21 protein-coding genes are annotated in these 18,401 nt (G+C 71.4%); 5 read left to right on the forward strand and 16 right to left on the reverse strand.

Annotated features, from left to right (window positions below):
* Nucleotides 1-5: 5 nt before the first annotated feature.
* The 9 genes from rpmF to ABZ374_RS14545 form a co-directional block, all read right to left on the reverse strand.
* On the reverse strand, nucleotides 6-179 hold the full coding sequence (gene rpmF, locus ABZ374_RS14505) for a 50S ribosomal protein L32 (protein WP_026218805.1): 174 nt from the start codon (nucleotides 177-179) through the stop codon (nucleotides 6-8).
* 2 nt (nucleotides 180-181) lie between these two features.
* Nucleotides 182-697, reverse strand: a complete 516-nt coding sequence (locus tag ABZ374_RS14510) for a YceD family protein (RefSeq protein WP_360310666.1) — start codon at nucleotides 695-697, stop codon at nucleotides 182-184.
* Nucleotides 698-961: 264 nt separating this feature from the next.
* Nucleotides 962-1,891: a cell division initiation protein gene (locus tag ABZ374_RS14515; protein WP_360310668.1), complete on the reverse strand. Its 930-nt coding sequence runs from the start codon at nucleotides 1,889-1,891 to the stop codon at nucleotides 962-964.
* Between the two features lie 108 nt (nucleotides 1,892-1,999).
* Nucleotides 2,000-2,482 carry a pantetheine-phosphate adenylyltransferase gene (coaD, locus tag ABZ374_RS14520; protein ID WP_360310669.1) on the reverse strand — a complete coding sequence of 161 codons (483 nt, stop codon included), beginning with the start codon at nucleotides 2,480-2,482 and terminating at the stop codon, nucleotides 2,000-2,002.
* A gap of 60 nt (nucleotides 2,483-2,542) precedes the next feature.
* Nucleotides 2,543-3,112 (reverse strand): 16S rRNA (guanine(966)-N(2))-methyltransferase RsmD, encoded by a 570-nt coding sequence (rsmD, locus tag ABZ374_RS14525; protein WP_360310671.1) that lies wholly within the window; start codon nucleotides 3,110-3,112, stop codon nucleotides 2,543-2,545.
* A gap of 224 nt (nucleotides 3,113-3,336) precedes the next feature.
* On the reverse strand, nucleotides 3,337-3,918 hold the full coding sequence (locus tag ABZ374_RS14530; protein ID WP_360310673.1) for a hypothetical protein: 582 nt from the start codon (nucleotides 3,916-3,918) through the stop codon (nucleotides 3,337-3,339).
* On the reverse strand, nucleotides 3,915-4,466 hold the full coding sequence (locus tag ABZ374_RS14535) for an RNA polymerase sigma factor (protein ID WP_360310675.1): 552 nt from the start codon (nucleotides 4,464-4,466) through the stop codon (nucleotides 3,915-3,917). Before ABZ374_RS14535 ends, ABZ374_RS14530 begins: the two co-directional genes overlap by 4 nt.
* A gap of 85 nt (nucleotides 4,467-4,551) precedes the next feature.
* Nucleotides 4,552-6,813 (reverse strand): ATP-dependent DNA helicase RecG, encoded by a 2,262-nt coding sequence (gene recG, locus ABZ374_RS14540; protein WP_360310677.1) that lies wholly within the window; start codon nucleotides 6,811-6,813, stop codon nucleotides 4,552-4,554.
* A 58-nt stretch (nucleotides 6,814-6,871) separates the two neighbouring features.
* The gene (locus ABZ374_RS14545; protein ID WP_360310679.1) at nucleotides 6,872-8,536 is read right to left on the reverse strand and encodes a DAK2 domain-containing protein; all 1,665 of its coding nucleotides are present in this window, start codon (nucleotides 8,534-8,536) and stop codon (nucleotides 6,872-6,874) included.
* A gap of 245 nt (nucleotides 8,537-8,781) precedes the next feature.
* Here ABZ374_RS14545 and rpmB point away from each other — a divergent pair, with 245 nt between their 5' ends.
* A complete protein-coding gene (rpmB, locus tag ABZ374_RS14550) occupies nucleotides 8,782-8,967 on the forward strand; it encodes a 50S ribosomal protein L28 (protein ID WP_079026714.1) in 186 nt (61 codons plus the stop codon).
* Between the two features lie 124 nt (nucleotides 8,968-9,091).
* Here the strand turns inward: rpmB and thiD are convergent, their stop codons facing one another.
* Nucleotides 9,092-9,892 (reverse strand): bifunctional hydroxymethylpyrimidine kinase/phosphomethylpyrimidine kinase, encoded by an 801-nt coding sequence (gene thiD / locus ABZ374_RS14555; RefSeq protein ID WP_360310681.1) that lies wholly within the window; start codon nucleotides 9,890-9,892, stop codon nucleotides 9,092-9,094.
* 46 nt (nucleotides 9,893-9,938) lie between these two features.
* On the reverse strand, nucleotides 9,939-10,889 hold the full coding sequence (locus tag ABZ374_RS14560) for a thiamine-phosphate kinase (protein ID WP_360310683.1): 951 nt from the start codon (nucleotides 10,887-10,889) through the stop codon (nucleotides 9,939-9,941).
* A 180-nt stretch (nucleotides 10,890-11,069) separates the two neighbouring features.
* Between ABZ374_RS14560 and ABZ374_RS14565 the strand changes: the two genes are divergently transcribed.
* Nucleotides 11,070-11,306 (forward strand): Lrp/AsnC ligand binding domain-containing protein, encoded by a 237-nt coding sequence (locus ABZ374_RS14565; RefSeq protein WP_360310685.1) that lies wholly within the window; start codon nucleotides 11,070-11,072, stop codon nucleotides 11,304-11,306.
* A gap of 44 nt (nucleotides 11,307-11,350) precedes the next feature.
* The gene (locus tag ABZ374_RS14570; protein ID WP_360310687.1) at nucleotides 11,351-11,860 is read left to right on the forward strand and encodes a DUF3515 family protein; all 510 of its coding nucleotides are present in this window, start codon (nucleotides 11,351-11,353) and stop codon (nucleotides 11,858-11,860) included.
* Between the two features lie 501 nt (nucleotides 11,861-12,361).
* Here ABZ374_RS14570 and ABZ374_RS14575 read toward each other — a convergent pair.
* The 3 genes from ABZ374_RS14575 to ABZ374_RS14585 form a co-directional block, all read right to left on the reverse strand.
* Nucleotides 12,362-13,504 (reverse strand): D-alanine--D-alanine ligase family protein, encoded by a 1,143-nt coding sequence (locus tag ABZ374_RS14575; RefSeq protein WP_360310689.1) that lies wholly within the window; start codon nucleotides 13,502-13,504, stop codon nucleotides 12,362-12,364.
* Between the two features lie 270 nt (nucleotides 13,505-13,774).
* Nucleotides 13,775-14,770: an NAD(P)H-dependent glycerol-3-phosphate dehydrogenase gene (locus ABZ374_RS14580; protein WP_360310691.1), complete on the reverse strand. Its 996-nt coding sequence runs from the start codon at nucleotides 14,768-14,770 to the stop codon at nucleotides 13,775-13,777.
* A complete protein-coding gene (locus ABZ374_RS14585; RefSeq protein WP_360310693.1) occupies nucleotides 14,767-15,687 on the reverse strand; it encodes a lysophospholipid acyltransferase family protein in 921 nt (306 codons plus the stop codon). The genes ABZ374_RS14580 and ABZ374_RS14585 overlap by 4 nt, the downstream gene beginning before the upstream one ends.
* Nucleotides 15,688-15,940: 253 nt before the next feature.
* Here ABZ374_RS14585 and cofC point away from each other — a divergent pair, with 253 nt between their 5' ends.
* Together cofC and ABZ374_RS14595 are read left to right on the forward strand one after the other, a co-directional pair.
* A complete protein-coding gene (cofC, locus tag ABZ374_RS14590; RefSeq protein ID WP_360310695.1) occupies nucleotides 15,941-16,660 on the forward strand; it encodes a 2-phospho-L-lactate guanylyltransferase in 720 nt (239 codons plus the stop codon).
* Nucleotides 16,661-16,707: 47 nt separating this feature from the next.
* Nucleotides 16,708-16,920, forward strand: coding sequence for a hypothetical protein (locus ABZ374_RS14595; protein WP_360310697.1), 213 nt, complete (start codon nucleotides 16,708-16,710; stop codon nucleotides 16,918-16,920).
* Between the two features lie 129 nt (nucleotides 16,921-17,049).
* Here ABZ374_RS14595 and ABZ374_RS14600 read toward each other — a convergent pair whose 3' ends face one another.
* Nucleotides 17,050-17,886 (reverse strand): HU family DNA-binding protein, encoded by an 837-nt coding sequence (locus ABZ374_RS14600; RefSeq protein WP_360310699.1) that lies wholly within the window; start codon nucleotides 17,884-17,886, stop codon nucleotides 17,050-17,052.
* 116 nt (nucleotides 17,887-18,002) lie between these two features.
* A complete protein-coding gene (locus tag ABZ374_RS14605; protein WP_040877248.1) occupies nucleotides 18,003-18,242 on the reverse strand; it encodes a hypothetical protein in 240 nt (79 codons plus the stop codon).
* Between the last annotated feature and the right edge of the window lie 159 nt (nucleotides 18,243-18,401).

Here is an 18,401-nt window from a genome sequence, read left to right on the forward strand (position 1 = left end):
CCTGATCAGACGTCGAGGACCTGGCGGCGGTTGTAGGTGCCGCAGCTCGGGCACGCGATGTGCGACAGCTTCGGCTCACGGCAGCGCTCGCAGGTCACCAGGTTGGCGGCAGTGGCCTTCCACTGGCTCCGGCGGTGCCGGGTGTTGCTGCGCGACATCTTCCGCTTCGGAACAGCCACGGCTACTTCTCCTGGTTCTCGTCGGCGCTGGACGCGCCGTCAACGTCGGCTTCGGCGGAAGGTCCGTCGAAGATGTTGGTCAACTTCGCCCACCGGGGATCGGCGAGCTCGTGACTGTGGTCGGGGTCCTCCGCGAGCAGTGCTCCGCATTCGGAGCACAGACCCGGGCAGTCCTCCCGGCACAGCGGCGAGAGCGGCAGTGCGAGCACCGTCGCGTCCCGCAGCACCGGCTCCAGGTCGAACAAGTCGTCCGTGAGCCGGAAGGCGTCCTCGTCGGCGTCCGCGTCCGGGTAGACGTACAGCTCCTGGAAACGCACCGTGAGCTCGCGCTCGAGCGGTTCCAGGCACCGGACGCACTCACCGGTCAGCGGCACCTGTGCGACGCCGGTGACCAGCACACCCTCCATGACCGCTTCCAGTCGGACACCGAGCTGGATGGGGGCACCTTCGGGAGCGCCGATCACGTCTGCCACGCCCATGTCCACCGGGGCCGGCACGGAGCGGGACACCTTCAGCATGGATCCAGGCCGACGCCCCAGCTCGCGTGTATCGACGACGAGCGGCTTGCGGTGATCCAAGCGGTCCAGGATGTCCTACCTCATGCAGTGCCACCCCCCGGGTCGCGGGGGGCTTCGATGGTCAGGGTGCCGACCCTCGGGGCACGCGGAAAACACGCCTCGGGCAGGGTCGGTCCGTAAGAGTATCGCAGCCGGCGCGCCAGGCCCCAAACGGGGCCATTCGAGCGGCACGTTTCGATCGCCGGGCCCGCTCGCGCGAGCCGGCTACTGCCGACCGCCGTCCTGCTGGAACTGGCGGACGTCGATCAGACTCGTGTCGAAGAAGCTGGTCTCGTCCAGCGACTGCGCGTACTGGGCCTGCGGGTCGTAGGCGGGCTGCTGCCCGGTGCTCGCCGGAGTGTGCTGGGCCGGGTTGTGCTGCGCCGGGTACTGCGGCTGCCCGTGCTGATCGTACTGCTGCATGTCGTACTGACCCTCGTAGCCACCGGCGTAGCCGTTGTCCGGGCCGGTGCCCTGCGCGTAGGCGGGCTGTCCGTAGCCGGGCTGCGCATAGGTGTCCTGGCCGTACGGGCCGGCCTGCGCGGGCACGGTCGGCGCGGTGGGCGGCGCGGCCGGGTACTCCGGGGCGGGCGGCGCGGCGAAGGTCTCCTCGTGGCCGTCGAGCTGGGCCTGGAGGCTGCCCGGACGGCCCTTGGCCTGGGCGTCGGCCAGCTCCTGCGCCTGCATGTACTCGCCGAGCTCGTCGGACGGGCGGCGACCGCGCATCTTGTCCCGGCCCCGGCCGATCGCGCCGAGCGTCTTGGTCAGCACGACCTCGAAGTTGGCCAGCTTCTGGTCGACGTAGTCGTCGGCTTCCTCGCGGATGCGCTGGGCCTCGCGCCGGGCCTCGGACAGGATCCGGTCGGCCTCGCCGTACGCCTCGCGGGCCACCTCGGTGTCGGCGATCAGCGAGCCGCGCTCCTCGCGCGCGTTGGCCAGCACCCGCTCGGCCTCGCGGCGCCCCTCCTCGATGACCGACTCGCGGTCGCCGAGCACTCGGCGGGCGTGGTCGAACTCGGCGGGCAGCAGGTTCTTGAGTTCCTCGAGCCGGGCCACCACGTCCGCACGGTTGACCACGCACGACGCCGACATCGGCATCGAGCGCGCGTTCTCGACCAGAGCGATCAGTTCATCGAGCTTGGGCTGCACGTCCACGGGCTTGCTCTCTCTCCTCAAACCGACGGTAGCCGTCGTGTTCGCCGGCATCGCGTGACGGACCGACTCGCCGCGGGCGGTCGGCCCGACAACGAGGCACGTGCCGCGTCAGCCCTGCGCGAGCCGCTCGGTGAGCCGACGTAGCACCGTCTCCGGCACCAGGCCGGACACGTCGCCTCCGTACGTCGCGACCTCTTTGATGAGACTCGACGACAGAAAGCTGTAGAGGGGGTTCGTCGCGACGAACAACGTCTCCACTTCGGTAAGACCGTAGTTCATCTGCGCCATCTGCAACTCGTAGTCGAAGTCGGTGACGGCCCGCAGACCCTTGATGATGGCCGGGATCCCGCGTTCCCTGCAGAAGTTGACCAGCAACCCCTCGAAGGCCTCGACCTTGACGTTCCGGTACTGCTCGACCACCTCGTGGAGCATCTCGATGCGTTCCTCGATGGTGAACAGACCCGAGCGCTTGGCACGATTGAAACCGATCGCCACGTAGACCTCGTCGTACAGGCTCGACGCCCGTCCGATGATGTCCAGATGGCCGTTGGTGACCGGGTCGAACGAACCGGGGCAGACGACTCGACGCAACGGAGGTTCCCCTCGAAATCGGGTGCCGACGGGTCCGGGCCCGATGGCCCGCCCGCCTGGTCAGGCTTGCGCGGCGCGACCGTACCAGAGCGTTCCCTCGCCGTAGCGACGGGATCTGATCTCGGCGAAATCGGCGGGCCACGCGAATGGCCCACCACGAGTGGCCCGTTCGACCACGATCAGCGCCTCGGGCGCCAACCAGCCGTGTTCGGCCAGTGCTTCGAGCAGCGCGCGCACGTCACCGTCGGTGACCGCGTACGGCGGATCGAGGAAGACGACGTCGTACGGCTCCTCGACGCAGGGGATCGCGGCCGTCTTCTCCGCGCGGGCCGACCGCAGCTCCGCGCCGGGCAATGCGACGAGGCGGATGTTCGTGCGGATCGTGTTCGCCGCCCGGGGGTCGGACTCGACCAGCAGCGCCCGCGTCGCGCCGCGGGACAGCGCCTCCAGGCCGACCGCGCCGGAGCCCGCGAACAGGTCGAGCACTCGGGCGCCGTGCAGGTTGCCGCGCAACGAGCGAAGGGTGGAGAACAGTCCCTCGCGGGCCCGGTCCGAGGTCGGCCGGGTGTTCTCGCCGGGCGGGGTGGTCAGGCGTCGGCCGCCCGCCGCCCCGGCGATCACCCGGGTCATGCGCGTGCTCGCGGGCGGTGGGCGGGCTCGTGGGCGGCGCTGCGGGCGGGCCCGGCGTACGTATCCGGCATGGGGTCAACGCTATCGACTGGTCGCGGCCGACGAAATCCGGGCCGAGGCACGGTGCGCGACGCCTCGTTCACCCAAAGACACCGGCAGGTCGCCCGCAGCGAACCGTCACGTCGACGGCAACGGCACGGGCGACTTGCGTTCGCCCGCCGCGTTCAGAAGGAACAGTCCGGTACCTCGGCCTCGTTGCGGGTGCGCACGCCGGGTAGCCAGCCCTCGGCACCGGTGCCCAGCACCACCACCCGATACCAGTGCTTGGACCCGACGCCGGTCTCGTCGGTCACCCGCGGACCGTCCGCGCGCAGGCAGACCAGGAGCAGCCGGTCGCCGTGCCAGACCCGATCGGCCAGATCGGCCGTCCGCGACGACAACCTCGCCTCCTTGAAGACGCCGAGCGAACACTCGATCGTGCGCAGCTCGCGGCACGGCACCTCGGAGTTGAAGACCTCGCTCTGCACGCTGACCGCACGCGCGGCGGGCGGCCTGGGGGTCGGCCGGTCGACCGGGTCGTGCCGGCCGGCCAGGAAGGCACCCAGGCCGACCACGGCGACCACCAGCACCGCGGCGAGCACCACCGCGAACGCGCCGCGCCACACCGGGCGCGGTGCGGGCCGGCGCAGCACCCGCAGCGCCAGGCCGGGCGGTTCGACACACGCGGCGTCCGCGTCGCGCAGCCGGGTTCGCAGTTCGGCGACCGCGACGTCGGGGTCGTCGACATCGGGGGGCAACGGGTTCACCGGGAGACTCCTTCGTGTCGATCCCGGCGGCGGAACCGTCCGGTGGGGCCGCCCAGACCGACCCGCAGCCGGGTCAGGGCACGCTCGCGTGAGCGGGACACCGTCCCCCGGTGCACGCCGAGGATCTCGGCGGCCTGATCGATCGTGTATCCGTCCAGGTCGACCAGGAGCACCGCAGCGGCCTGTTTGGCGGGCAGCGAGCCGAGCATCCGTACCGCCTCCCACTCGGCCTCGCGCCGGGCGATCGCGTCGTCGCCGGCGCCGGACCGGGCCCGCTCCGCGGGCTCGGGCGGTTCGGGCAGCAACACCTGGCGGCTGCGGACGCGCCACATGTCGCGGGTGACGCTGACCAGGGCCCGGAAGGCGTAGGCGTAGGGCTCGGGATGGCCGAGCAGCCGGTCGGGTCTGCGGGCCAGCTTGAGGTACGTCTCGTGCACCGCGTCCTCGGCGCTGCCCTCGCCGGCGAGCAACACGGCCCGTCGATACAACCGAGGGAGCAACCCGCAAAAGAGCGCGTCGAAGCCCTGGTCCCCCGTACGTGCGTCCATGGCCCATTGGTAACCAACCGACGAGCTGTTCCGCGTGCTCCGAACGGGTGAGCCGTGGGGGCGCGCGGGAGCGGAACGAGGGCGGTCAGCCCTTGTCGAGGTACTCCGCGCGCTCGTCGTCCAGGATGCTGGCCAGCGCGCTGCGCAGGTCGTGGTGCTCGACCAGGTCCGGATCGTTCGCCACGATCGTGCTCGCCTCCTCGCGAGCGGCCACGATCAGTTCCTCGTCCCGGACGACCTCGAGCATGCGCAGCGACGAGCGCGAGCCGGACTGCGCGTCGCCGAGCACATCGCCCTCGCGGCGTTGTTCGAGGTCGATCCGGGACAGCTCGAATCCGTCCAGGGTCGCCGCGACCGCGTCCAGGCGTTCGCGCGCGGAGGTGCCGCCGGGCATCTCGCTGACCAGCAGGGTCAGGCCGGGAGCGCTGCCGCGGCCGACTCGGCCGCGGAGCTGGTGCAGTTGGGAGACGCCGAACCGGTCGGCGTCCATGATCACCATCGCGGTCGCGTTGGGCACGTTGACGCCGACCTCGATCACCGTGGTGGCCACCAGCACGTCCAGTTCGCCGGCGGTGAAGCGGCGCATCACGTCGTCCTTGTCGTCCGGCGCCATCCGGCCGTGCAGCACCGCGATCCGCAGCCCGGCCAGCGGACCGGCGGTCAGCGCCGCGGCGACGTCGAGTACGGCCAGCGGCGGTCGCCGCTCCTCGCCGTCCGCGGCGTCCGCGCCGATGTCCTCGGGGTCGTCCAGGTACGCCTCGGCGGGCAGGTCCTCGGCCGGTTTCGCGGCCTTGGCCTTCTTCTTGGCCTTCTTCTTCGCCTTCGGGTCGTCCTCCTCGTCGCCGATCCGCGGGCACACCACGTAGGCCTGGTGGCCGTTCTCCACCTCCTCGCGCACCCGCTGCCACGCGCGGTCGAGGAAGTGCGGCTTCTCCTTGGCCGGGACCACGTGCGTGGCGATCGGCGATCGGCCGGACGGGAGCTGGGCCAGGATCGAGGTCTCCAGGTCGCCGAACACGGTCATCGCCACCGTGCGCGGGATCGGCGTGGCGGTCATCACCAGCAGGTGCGGCGGACGTTTGCCCTTGCCGCGCAGCGCGTCGCGCTGTTCGACGCCGAAGCGGTGCTGCTCGTCGACCACGACCAGGCCCAGGTCGTGGAACCCCACCTTGTCCTCGATCAGCGCATGCGTGCCGATCGCGATCCCGGCCTCACCGGTGACCAGGTCCAGCAGCGCGGCACGGCGCGCGGGCACCCCCATCGAGCCGGTGAGCAGGGTGACCTTGGTGCCGATCTCCGACCCGCCGAGCATCCCGGCGCCCTCGGCCAGCGGTCCGAGCATCTCCACGATCGACCGATAGTGCTGCTGCGCGAGCACCTCGGTCGGCGCCAACAACGCGGTCTGTCCGCCGGCGTCGACCACGGTCAACATGCCCCGCAGCGCGACGAGCGTCTTGCCGGCCCCGACCTCCCCCTGGAGCAGGCGGTGCATCGGATGTTCGGTGGCCAGGTCGGCCTCGATCTCGGCGCAGACCTCCTTTTGCCCGTCGGTGAGTTCGAACGGGAGGCGGGCGTCGAAGGCGTCCAGGATGCCGTTCGCGCGGCGCGGGCGGGCGACCGCGGACAGCGCCCGCGCGTCCCGACGGCGGCGGGCCAGGGCGATCTGCAGGACGAACGCCTCGTCCCACTTGAGCCGGTCCTTGGCCGCGGTGACGTCGTCCCACGAGGCCGGCCGGTGCACTTGGACGAGCGCCTCGGCCAGTCCCGGCATGCCGCGCCGCTCGCGCATCTCGGCGGGCAGCGGGTCGCCGACCTCGCCCAGCGTGTCCAGCGCCATGCCCACACACTGCGCGATCTTCCAGGACGGCATGTTGGCGGCGGCCGGATAGACCGGGATCAGCGCGCCGGCGAACAGGTTCGCCACACCGTCCTGATCGTCCTCGCCGACCAGTTGATAGTCGGGCTGGCTGAGCTGGATCACGTTGTTGAACCGGCCCACCTTGCCCGCGAACAGGCCGCGCCGGCCCGGGCGCAGTTCCTCCTCGCGCCACGCCTGGTTGAAGAAGATCAGGGTGAGCTTGCCGCGCCCGTCGGTGACCTCGACCTCGAGCAGGTTGCCGCGCCGATTGCGGAACTGCCGCTTGGTCACCTTGGCGATCTCCGCCATCACGGTGACGTGTTCCTCGGGCTCCAGGCGGGAGAGGTCGGTCAGGCGCCCGCGCTCCGCGTAGCGCCGGGGGTAGTGGCGCAGCAGATCTCCGACGGTGTCCAGCTTGAGGGATTTGGCCAGCACCGTCGCCGTGCGGTCGCCGACGAGTTTCTTCAGCGGTTCGTCAAGGCGCGACATGCCGCCCAACGGTACTGGTCGACGCTGTCATCGAGGCCGCCCAAGCGCCGAGTCGCCGCTACTCGACCCCGATGAGCAGCGGATACACCTCCTGGCCGCCCTCGTAGACCATCACGTCCACGCCGAGCCGGGTGGCCCGCAGGTGGCGCTCGATCGCGGCGGCCAGGCCCGGCGGGCAGGCGCTGCCGGTGACCAGGGTGACCAGTTCGCCGCCGCCCGCGAGCATGCGGTCCACCAGCACGGTGCCGGTCTCGCGTTGGTCGTGGCCGATCACCGCGATGTCGCCCTCGATCACGCCGAGCACGTCGCCCGCCTGGCAGACGCCGGCCATCGTCCAGGACTCGCGCACGGCGACGGTGAGCGCGCCGTAGCGGGTGGCGCCGGCGGCCGAGGTCATCCCGACGATGTCCTGGTCGAAGCGCCGGCCGGGTTCGTGCACGGCGAGCGCGGCCAAGCCCTGTACGGCCGCCTTGGTCGGGATCACCTGGACCCGGATGCCGTGCGCCTGGGCCTGCTGGGCGGCCACCCCGGCCACCGCCTGGCAGTCGGCGTCGTTGGGCAGCAGCACCACCTCGCGCGCCTCGGTGCGCCGGATCGCGTCGACCAGGACCCCGGTGGAGGGCCGCCGGCCGGGTCCGGCCTGTACGACGTGCGCGCCGTTCTCGGCGAACAGCGTGGCCAGGCCGCCGCCCTGGGCGACCGCGACGATCCCGCGCGTGGAGGTGGGCTCGGGCGCGGTGAGGCCGGCGAGGGTGCGCTCCAGGTGGGTGATCCGGATCCGGTACGGCCGGCCCGCCTCGATGCCCGCCTCGACCGCCGCGCCCGCGTCGTCCACGTGCACGTGCACGTTCCACAATCCCTCGCCGCCGACCACCACGAGCGAGTCGCCGAGCGCGCCGAGCCGCTCGCGCAGCGCCGGCAGCGCGTGGTCGGGCGCGTCCAGCAGGTAGATCACCTCGAAGCCCGGGCCCTCGGTCGAGGTGTCCGGCCCGTCCGGTGCGGCGAACGGGACCGGCACCGGGGTCTGCACCTGGTGCGGGTGGATCCGGTACGCCGAGCGCTCGCCGGTCACCACCGCGAGCAGCGCGTCCAGGAGCACGGTCAGGCCACGCCCGCCCGCGTCCACCACGCCCGCCCGGCGCAGCACGTCCAGTTGCTCGGGGGTGCGGGCCAGGGCGCCGCGCGCCGCGGTCGCCGCGGCCCGGACCACCGGCCGAAGCTCCTCGCCCGCGCCGGCCGCGGCGTCGGCGGCGGCCCGGGCCACGGTGAGCATGGTGCCCTCGACCGGCCGGGCCACCGCGGCGTAGGCGGCGTCGGCGGCGGTGCACAGCGCGTGCGCCAGGGCGAGCCCGGCGGGCACCGCGCGGCCGCTTTCGAGCGCGGCGACCTGTTCGGCCTCCAGGCGCTCCGCCATGCCGCGCAGGAGTTGGCTGAGGATCACCCCGGAGTTGCCGCGCGCGCCCATCAACGCGCCGTGCGCCAGCGCCCGGAAGGCGGTCGGCAGGTCGGGCTCGGGCAGGTCGCGAACGAACAGCGCGTCGACCTCGGCCGTTCCCGACTCCAGGGTCAGGAACAGGTTGGTGCCGGTGTCGCCGTCGGGGACGGGATACACGTTGAGGGCGTCGATTTCCTCGCGCGCTCGCCCCATCAGTTCCAAGGCGACGCGACCCCAGCGGCGTACCGCCGGACCGTCCAGCTCTCCCAGCAGGCCCTGCACGCCCACCTCCTGTACGAATCCGTCTCTGCGCGTCCCGTCCGCCGGTCACGTTATCGAGACGGGGAGCGGTGAAGCGGCCCACCCGGATGGGTTAGGCTTGGCGGGAAGCATGACGAGATCGGCTGATTGCGTATGCCCGGATCATCCCGGGTTCGCGCATCGCATGGTTCGTCGGTTACTCTTCTGCGGTTGTCCGGCATTCGGCCGGCACGTGTTCGTACGCAATTCCCATTCGTCTTTGGAGTGTTCCCGTGGCTGCCAACTGCGACGTCTGCGGCAAGGGGCCGGGCTTCGGCAACAGCATTTCGCACTCTCACCGCCGGACGCCCCGTCGCTGGAACCCCAACATCCAGACGGTGCGCGCGATGGTCGGTGCCACGCCGAAGCGCCTCAATGTCTGCACCTCTTGCATCAAGGCGGGCAAGGTTTCCCGCTAGTTGCTCGACTTCGAAGGGCCGGTCCACCTCACGGTGGACCGGCCCTTCGGCTTGTCCGGGGTGCCCGCCCGTCGAGTGAACCGGGACCCGTCGCCCGAGGCGACGAGTCCCGGCCCCCTCCGGGTCAGAACCCTTCCCGCCACCGCCACGCGTGATCGACCGGCCCGATCCCCTCGCCCAGCGGGAAGCCGGCCCGGATCGCACCGGTGACGTATTCCTTGGCCGCGGCGACCGCGTCCGGCACCGTGTCGCCCAGGGCCAGCCGCGAGGCGATCGCGCTCGCCAACGTGCAGCCGGTGCCGTGGGTGTGCCGGTTGTCATAGCGCGGGCTGGTGAACCAGTACTCACGCGTCCCGTCGAACAGCAGGTCGGCGGCCTCTCCTTCGAGATGACCACCCTTGACCAGGACCCAGCGCGCACCGAACGCCCGCACCGCCTCGGCCGCGCCGCGCATGTCGGCCCGCTCGCGCACCTTGTGCCCGGTCAGCAACTCGACCTCGTACAGGTTGGGCGTGACGATCGTGGCGACCGGGAGCAGCCTGCTGCGCAGGGTCTCCAGCGCGTCGTTCGCCAGCAACGTGTCGCCGTGCTTGGAGGAGGCCACCGGATCGACCACCACGGGCGCGGACACCTCGGCCAGCAGCGCGGCGACCACCGCCACCAGGTTCGGCGAGGCCAGCATCCCGGTCTTGATCGCCTGTACACCGATGTCGTCCACGACACTGCGGAACTGCGCCCGCACCGCCTCCGCGGGCAGTTCCCAGTAGCCCTGCACACCGAGCGAGTTCTGCGCGGTCACCGCCGCGATCACGCTCATCCCGTGTACGCCGTGGGCCAGCATCGTCTTGAGGTCGGCCTGGATCCCGGCGCCACCGCCGGAGTCGGAGCCGGCCACCGTGAGCACGCGCGGAGGAGTCTGCACCATCCCGGCAGCCTATCCACGCCGCCCGCACCCTCGGCGTGCGCGCCCCTCAGCCCCGGTCGAAGTGGTCCCATCCGCCCGCCAGGCCCGGGTCCCGACCGTCCACGGTGACGCCGGTGCCGGCGTGTACGCGGCCGATCACCCGCCAGCGCGCGGGCAACGCGGTGCCCGCCGGGAAGGTGGCGACCAGGGCGTGGTCCTCGCCGCCGGTGAGCACCCAGTTCAGCGGGTCGGCGCCCAGCGCCCGGGCCACATCGCGCATCTGGGCGGGCACGTCCAGCCGGGCGGTGAGGATGTCGATCCGCACGTCGGAGGCGCGCGAGACGTGGCCCATGTCGGCGAGCAGGCCGTCGCTGATGTCGATCATCGAGGTCGCGCCGAGCATCGCCGCACCGGGACCGGCGTCGTAGGGCGGCTCGGGCCGGCGGTGTGCCTCCACGAACGCGCGCGGCGCGCGGTGCCCGTGGCCCAGGATCGCCAGCCCCGCCGCCGACCAGCCCAACCAGCCCGCGACCGCGAGCACGTCGCCGGGACGGGCCCCGGAGCGGACCACCGGCGCCCGGCCCTGGAGGTCGCCCAGCGCGGTCACCGCGACGGTGACGGTGTCGCTGCCCACGACGTCGCCGCCGGCGACACCCGCGCCGACCACCGCGCATTCGTCGCGCAGGCCGTCGTACAGCTCCAGCGCCCACCCGGTGGGCAGGTCGCGCGGGCCGCACAGACCGATCAGCAGCGCGGTGGGCACGGCGCCCATCGCCGCCACGTCGGCCAGATTCTGTGCGGCGGCCTTGCGGCCGACGTCGTACGCGGTGGACCAGTCCCGCCGGAAGTGTCGCCCCTCGACGAGCAGGTCCATGGTGGCCACCACCCGCCCGTCGGCGGCGGCGATCACGGCGGCGTCGTCGCCCGGCCCCAGGGACACGTGCGGCCCCGTCGGCACGCGGGCGACCAGTGCCCCGATCAGGCCGAATTCGCCGAGATCGCCCAGCGTCCCGCTCATCGCCGCTCTCCTGCCATGCCCATCAGCCTTGATCCGCCTCGTCGCCCGTGTTGAGCTGTGATCCGTCACCCGTGATCCATCGACTTCCGCTGTGGTCGCCGAAGCCCCACCGGGCCGACAATGGTCGCAGCAGCGGGGATCACGTCAAGATCCCATCATCCTGCGCGCCGGGAGGCCGTGGTGGTACAGGCATACATCCTGATCCAGACCGAGGTCGGCCGTTCGGCTGCGGTGGCCAGAGCGATCGCCGAGTTGCCGGGGGTGACCAGAGCGGACGACGTCACCGGCCCCTACGACGTGATCGTGCGGGCCGAAGCCCCCGATGTCGACCAGTTGGGTCGCATGGTGGTCGCCGAGGTGCAACGCATCGACGGCATCACCCGCACCCTGACCTGTCCGGTGGTCAACCTGGGCTGACCCGCGAACGTGGTCCGACGCACGGGACATCTAGGATCGAGCCCGTGCGTTCCTCTCGAATCCTCGCCGGACTACTCCCGGTCACACTGTCGCTGGCCGTGGCGTGCGACAGCGGTTCGGGCAACATCGAGGTCGCGGCGCCGACTCCGCCACCGGGCGCCGCGACCGACGCGTGTCGCGCCCTGCACGACGCACTCCCCGCGAAGGTGATGGACGCCGAGGCTCGCAAGACCTCGCCGAAGTCCACCCTGACCGCCGCCTGGGGAAACCCGGCGATCGTGCTCCGCTGCGGCGTGGGCCTGCCCGCCTCGCTGCGCGTGGTGGACCCCGACAAGGTCGGCTCCGAACCCCGCGACTCGGTCACCGTCAACGGCGTGATCTGGAACTTCGCGAAGTACGCCGACGGCGTCCGCTTCACCACGGTCTACCGCGAAGCCAACGTCGAAATGACCGTCCCCAAAAAATTCGCCGAACCGGCCGCCCCCCTCACCGACATCGCCGAAGCGGTAACCCACGCCGTCCCCACCACCCTGAACCTGACCGAACCCGACTGACCCCCACCACGTCAGCGCCCCAACCCAGCCAAGACCTCGTAGGCCCCGCCCACCCGCCACACCCCCGGCGCGTCAGCGCCCCCGACCCAGCCCGCCCCCGGTGATCGACGCGCGCAGCGCGGAGAGCGGCGGAGCCGCAAAACAAAGACTTCGTGCCCCGTAGCGAAGCGAAGGGACACGAAGTCACGAGCGAGGGGCCACTTTTTGCGGAGGAGCGTCAGCGGGGGAGCAAAAAGTGGTGCCTCGCGAGCCGGCGCCAAAGGCGCCCAATAAAAAGCAACGCCGCATCGCCGAAAGCCGCCCACCCCGCCCGCTCCGCTCACGACCCAGGCCCGGTCAGGGAGTTGAGCCCGCGTCGTGGACTTCCCACCTCGCTCCACTCACGACCCAGCTCCGAACACCGCCCCCGCCCAACGACCCAGCCACTCAAACCCCAGGTGGGCCGGCCTCACCAAACCCCGACCCACCCCTACCTACCTACCTACCAACCAACCCGCCCAACTAACGCAGCAAAGCGTTGGGCCGTCGCAACGCTGCCTGAATCAGGCGGTCAACCAGCTCGGCATAGTCCACGCCCGTCGCCTGCCACATGCTCGGGAACATCGATACCGGGGTGAAGCCCGGCATCGTGTTGACCTCGTTGATCACGAAGTGGCCGTTCTCCAGCAGGAAGAAGTCGACCCGGGCCAGCCCCTCGCAGGACAGCGCCTCGAAGGCGGCGACCGCGAGCCGCTGCACCTCGGCGGTCTCCTCCTTGGTCAGCGACGCCGGCACGTCCAACTGGGTGCCGTTGTCCGGCAGGTACTTCGCGGCGAAGTCGTAGAACTCGTGCTCCCCGCCGACCCGGACCTCGGCCGGCAGGCTCGCGCGCGGTCCGTCCTCGAACTCCAGGACGCCGCACTCGATCTCCCGCCCGACCAGCATGCCTTCGACGATCACCTTGGGATCGTGTCGGCGGGCCTCCTCGATCGCCGCGTCCAGGTCCTCGATCCGGTGCACCTTGGTGATGCCCATGCTGGAGCCGGCGCGGGCCGGTTTGACGAACACCGGGAAGCCGAGCGAGGAGACCGCCTCGCGCACGGCGGCCGGGTCGCGCTCCCATTCCCGCGGGCGCACCGTGGCGTACGGACCCGACGGCAGGCCGAACCCGCTGAACAGGGCCTTCATGTACTCCTTGTCCATGCTCGCCGCGCTGGCGAGCACGCCGGACCCGACGTACGGGACCTGGGCAAGTTCCAGGAAGCCCTGGAACGTACCGTCCTCGCCGTAGGGGCCGTGCAGGAGCGGGAAGACCACGTCGATCTCGCCGAGCAGCTTGGGCAAGGCGCCGGGTTCGAGCACGGTGATCTCGCGCGACGTGGGGTCGGCGGCAAGCATGACGGCCGCGGACGAGTCCGCGACATCGGCCACCGCGGGCAGCCGGTCGCCGCGGATCGCCAGCCGTTCGGGATCGTCACCGACGAGCAGCCAACGCCCGTCGGTGCCGATGCCGATCGGCAGCACGTCGTACTTGGAGCGGTCGATCGCGGCCAACACGCTCCCTGCGGTGACGCAGGAGATCGCGTGCTCGGAGCTGCGGCCGCCGAAGACGACCGCGACGCGGGGGCGCGAACTGGGGTGGGGGGTGGCGGAAACGTCGTTCATGGTCGGACGACCCTATCCCTCCTGCTGTTCGAATGCGCCGAGGCCCGCCCGGCACAGGCATCGAAGTCACCGAACCCACACGGCACTCGGCCCCGATCCGACCGCGCCGCGACCGAACCAACCACCGACCGAGCCGGACACCGCGACGCCCCCGGCCGCTCCCCCGGCGCGTCGGCGCCCGCGGACTCGATCGTCGACCGATGATCGACGAACCCGCGAGGAGAACGGCCGGAGGCCACCGGCGGCACGGCCACCACCGCGCGCAGCGCCCTAACGCTCCGGCTTCGCCGAGCGGGAAAGCAGCGCCATGCCGACCGACGGCGGCTTCCCGCCGTGCATGATCGAGACGACCACGTCGGTGATCGGCATCTCCACCCCGTACCGCCGCGCGAGCAGTTGCACGGATTCGCAGGACTTGAAGCCCTCGGCGATCTGTCGGCTGTCCCGTACGGCCTCCTCGATCGGCATGCCGCGGCCGATCTTCTCGCCGAACGTGCGGTTGCGCGACAGCGGCGAGGTGCACGTGGCCACCAGGTCGCCGAGGCCGGCCAGGCCCGCGAAGGTGTGCGCGTCGGCACCCATCGCCGCGCCCAGTCGGGCGGTCTCGGCCAGCCCTCGGGTGATCAGCGTGGCCTTGGTGTTGTCGCCCATGCCCATGCCGTCGGCCATCCCGACGGCGAGCGCGATCACGTTCTTGACCGCGCCGCCGAGTTCGGCGCCGACCACGTCGGTGTTGGTGTACGGGCGGAAGTAGGACGTGTGGCAGGCCGCCTGGAGTCGCCGGGCGACCTCTTCGTCGACGCACGCCACCACGCTCGCGGCGGGCTGGCGCTGGGCGATCTCGGGCGCCAGGTTGGGCCCGCTGACCACCGCGATCCGGCCCTCGGGCACGCCGGTGACCTCGCGGATCACCTCGCTCATCCGGTTGGCGGTGCCCAGTTCGACGCCCTTCATCAGGCTGACCAGGATCGCCTCGTCGGAGAGCAGCGGCGCCCACGTGGTGAGGTTGCCGCGCAACGTCTGCGACGGCACCGAGAGCACCACGAACTCCGCACCCTCGGCCGCCTTCGCCGCGTCCGTGGTGGCCTGGATCCCAACCGGCAGCGCGATCCCGGGCAGGTACTCGTCGTTCTCGTGCCGCACGTTGATCGCGTCGGCCATCTCCTGGCGCCGGCCCCACATCACCACGTCGCAACCCGCCTCGGCGAGCACGATCGAGAAGGCGGTGCCCCAGGAACCCATGCCGAATACCGCGCAGCGCGTCATGCGCGGCCATCCTCGGTGTGCTCGGTCCCGGCGCGCTCGCCCACCGGGTGCTCGGTCTCGACCTTCGCGGTGTCCTTGCGCGCGGGCTCGGCGTGGCTCGGCTCCGGCCGGGCGACCTGCTCGACCAGGCTCTTCTCGACCGAGCCCGTCTTGATCAGGTCGTGCTCGACCGGGTCCGGCTCGACCGGCTCGATCCCGGCCTCCGACCGGCGGCCGGACACCCGACGCACGCCGGCGTCCGGCGGGGCGGGCTCGTCGCGCAGCTCGGCCAACAATTCGGTCACCGCCTCCATGATGCGATCGGTCGCCCCGCGCAACACGTCGGAGGTCAGTTCACGGCCGCGGAACTCGTCCAGGTCCACCGGCGGGCCGGCCAGTATGTGCATGGTCTTGCGCGGCAGCAGGCGCGGGCGCTTGCCGTACGGCGGCAACAGCTCGTGTGCGCCCCACTGGGCGATCGGGATGACCGGGGCGCCGGTGCTCAGCGCGATCCGGGCCGCGCCGGTCTTGCCCGGCATCGGCCACAGGTCCTTGTCCCGGGTGATGGTGCCCTCCGGGTAGACCGCGACGCACTCGCCCTTCTCGACCGCCTCCACCGCCGCGCGGAACGCGAGCGCGGCATCGGCGGAGTCCCGATAGACCGGGATCTGGCCGGCGCCGGCCAGCACCCGGCCGACGAAGGGAATCTTGAACAGGCCGGATTTCGCCAGGAAGCGCGGCACCCGGCCGCTGTCGTACTGATAGTGCGCGTAGGTCAGCGGGTCGACATAGGAGATGTGGTTCACCGCCGTGACGAACCCGCCCGACGTCGGGATGTTCTCGGTGCCCCGCCAGTCACGCTTGGTGAACAGCAACAACAGGGGCTTGATCACCACGACCGCCAGGCGGTACCAGAAACCGATCCTTCGGCGGGCCACCGGCGTTCCTCCCGTTCATGTGTTTCAGATCTGTGCGTGTCGACGCGGAAGTCCCGCTGTGGAGTTCCGCTGCCGTGTCGCTCCTCACACAATCGACGTTCCCCGCGAGAAGCGCGGAACATCGATTCTGACGGAACATCGATTCTGTACACGCGGACCCCATAGTTTCCCCCGGGCCTTCCGCATTGTCGAGAAACGTCCTCGTCGACCGACGAGGATATGGGCTTACGGTACGGATGCGAGGATCTTGCCGATGTCCCCCGCCACGGATTCCACCGATCGGCGCCGGCCCGCCGGAAACGGTCGCACCGCACCCTCCGGCACGCGCGCGTGGCGGCTCGTGGTGCCGGTGAAGCCGTTGTCGATCGCCAAGAGCCGCCTCGCCGGCACGATCGGTCCCGGCCATCGCCCCGAACTCGCCCTCGCCTTCGCGCTCGACACCGTGCGGGCGGCGCTGACCTGCCCGCGCGTGCACGGTGTGCTCGTGGTCACCGACGACGTCCGGGTCGCCGGCGCGATCCGGGCGCTCGGCGCGGACGTACTGGCCGACGTCGGCGGCGGCCTGAACGCCGCGCTCGCGCACGGGGCCCGGTCGGCCGGCGCGGCACGACCGCGGACCGGGGTGGCCGCGCTGTCCGCCGACCTTCCGGCTTTGCGGGCCGAGGAGTTGGATCGGGTGTTGGCCGCCGCGACGTTCGCGCGGCGGGCCTTCCTGGCGGACGCGGCGGGGGTGGGCACCACGTTGCTGACCGCCGCGCCGGGAGTGTCGTTGGCGCCGGGCTTCGAGGGTCGCTCGCGGGCTCGGCACCTGGCCTCGGGAGCGGTCGAACTCACGCCCTACGACGTGGATTCGGTGCGCCGAGACGTGGATACCGGCGAGGATCTGCGGGCCGCGATCGCGCTCGGCGTCGGCACGGCCACCGCCGCGGTGCTCCCGTCCGTGCCGTTTTCGCCTCGGGCCGCCGCTTCCTGACGCCGCGTCGGATCGGCGGGCGGCGCGGCAGCCGTCACAATGAGGGCATGCAGGGCACCGTGTACACCTTCGAGACCGATTCGCGAGAGGGCGTCGTGCTGCTCGACGACGGCTCTCCCGTGCCCTTCGACGCGGCGGCGTTCGACGCCGGCGGAATGCGCTTCCTGCGGCCCGGCCAACGGGTGCGGATGACCATGGACGCGACGGGTGATCGAGTGGTGCTGGTGACGCTGTACACGTTGCCTGATCCGCTGCGCTGAGTTCGACGCCGGCGCCCGGCGACCGCACCGACCCGTGATCGGGACACGGCGACGGGCCGGAACCCACGCGTGTGGGTTCCGGCCCGTCGCCGTCGTCCGGCGGTTCGCCGGCTCGGGAAATCCGCCGCGTCAGGCCTTCTTGGCCGCGCGCTTGGTAGCGGGCTTCTTCGTCGCCGGCGCCTTGGCGGCAGCGGCGGGCTTGGCCGCGGCCGGCTTGGCGGTCGCGGCCTTCGGCGCGGCCTTGGTCGCCTTCGCCTTGGTCGCCGGAGCCTTCGCCGCGGCCGGCGTGCTCTTGACGGCCTTGGTGGTGGTGGCCTTGGCGGTGCTGGTCGCGGCCTTGGCGGTGACCTTCTTCGCCGCGGCCGGCTTGGTCGCGGCCTTGGTCGCGGGCGCCTTGGTGGCGGGCGCCTTGGTGGCGGGCGCCTTGGTGGCGGGCGCCTTGGTCGCCTTCTTGGCGGCGGGCTTGGCAACCGCCGTCGTCTTGGCGGCCGCCGCGGTCTTGCGGGTGGTGGCGGCAGGCGTCTTGACCGCCGCGGCGCGCGAGGTGGCCGGCTTCGCCGGTGCCTTCTTCGCCGCGGTCGCCTTGCGGGTCGTCGCCTTCGCGGCGGGCGCCGTGGCGTCCGTCGCGACCACGCGCGGAGTCGGGCTGCTCTTGGCGGCCGCGCTCTTCACGTTGGGCTTGGGGAGCTTCTTGGTCCCGCTGGTGTAGTCCTTGAAGCCCTGGCCCGCGCGGAAGCGCGGCACCGAGGTCTTCTTGACGCGCACCCGCTCACCGGTCTGCGGGTTGCGGGCGTATCGAGCCGAACGGTCCACCTTCTCGAACGAGCCGAAGCCCGTGATGGACACCCGGTCTCCCGCCGTGACCGCACGAACGATGGTGTCGAGGACGGCATCGACTGCCTCTGCGGCGGCCTTGCGGCCACCCAGTCGGTCAGCGACCGCCTCGACGAGCTGCGCCTTGTTCACGTCTTCCCCTTCGGAAACCGATGCCGGGACAGTTCAGCCGGCATTGGGCACGCTAAGCATCCAAAAGTGCCGAAGCAATTACCGAACGGGCGAATCACCCTTGTGTCGCAACGGATTCAGGCTTCGGCGGTGTCCCGCGAACTCGCGGGCCCCGCGTCCAACTCGTCCATGAGCTTGGTCAGTCGCCGCGAGGCGTCCGCCAAATCATGCTTTGCCGCGTCGGTGATGACCAACAAGCGGCGTATTAGCGCCACTTTAGCCTCGTTCGGTAGTCGGAGCCTACGCACCCGGGCGTGGGCGACCTTCAACCGGGTGGCCAGTTCGGCGAAGAGTTCCACTTCTTCGAACTCGTTCACGTGTCGGCCTTGGTGCTCCACACCGCAATTGTGACAGCTCATCCGGCTATGGGCACAACGGGGCGCCCTTCGGGGGCGGACACCGAACATGCGAACGGCGGGACGCAACCGCGTCCCGCCGTTCGATCCTCGCAGATTTGCCTACTGCGTAAGGGAGTT

It is taken from the genome of Embleya sp. NPDC005971 (assembly GCF_040629175.1).
Classification (GTDB): Bacteria; Actinomycetota; Actinomycetes; order Streptomycetales; family Streptomycetaceae; genus Embleya.

Bases quoted from the DNA above. Each gene is read 5' to 3' on its own strand.
- ABZ374_RS14510 (WP_360310666.1), bottom strand. From the start codon at position 697: ATGCTGAAGGTGTCCCGCTCCGTGCCGGCCCCGGTGGACATGGGCGTG.
- rsmD (WP_360310671.1), bottom strand. From the start codon at position 3,112: ATGACCCGGGTGATCGCCGGGGCGGCGGGCGGCCGACGCCTGACCACC.
- ABZ374_RS14535 (WP_360310675.1), bottom strand. From the start codon at position 4,466: ATGGACGCACGTACGGGGGACCAGGGCTTCGACGCGCTCTTTTGCGGG.
- recG (WP_360310677.1), bottom strand. From the start codon at position 6,813: ATGTCGCGCCTTGACGAACCGCTGAAGAAACTCGTCGGCGACCGCACG.
- thiD (WP_360310681.1), bottom strand. From the start codon at position 9,892: ATGGTGCAGACTCCTCCGCGCGTGCTCACGGTGGCCGGCTCCGACTCC.
- ABZ374_RS14560 (WP_360310683.1), bottom strand. From the start codon at position 10,889: ATGAGCGGGACGCTGGGCGATCTCGGCGAATTCGGCCTGATCGGGGCA.
- ABZ374_RS14575 (WP_360310689.1), bottom strand. From the start codon at position 13,504: ATGAACGACGTTTCCGCCACCCCCCACCCCAGTTCGCGCCCCCGCGTC.
- ABZ374_RS14580 (WP_360310691.1), bottom strand. From the start codon at position 14,770: ATGACGCGCTGCGCGGTATTCGGCATGGGTTCCTGGGGCACCGCCTTC.
- cofC (WP_360310695.1), top strand. From the start codon at position 15,941: ATGTCCCCCGCCACGGATTCCACCGATCGGCGCCGGCCCGCCGGAAAC.
- ABZ374_RS14595 (WP_360310697.1), top strand. From the start codon at position 16,708: ATGCAGGGCACCGTGTACACCTTCGAGACCGATTCGCGAGAGGGCGTC.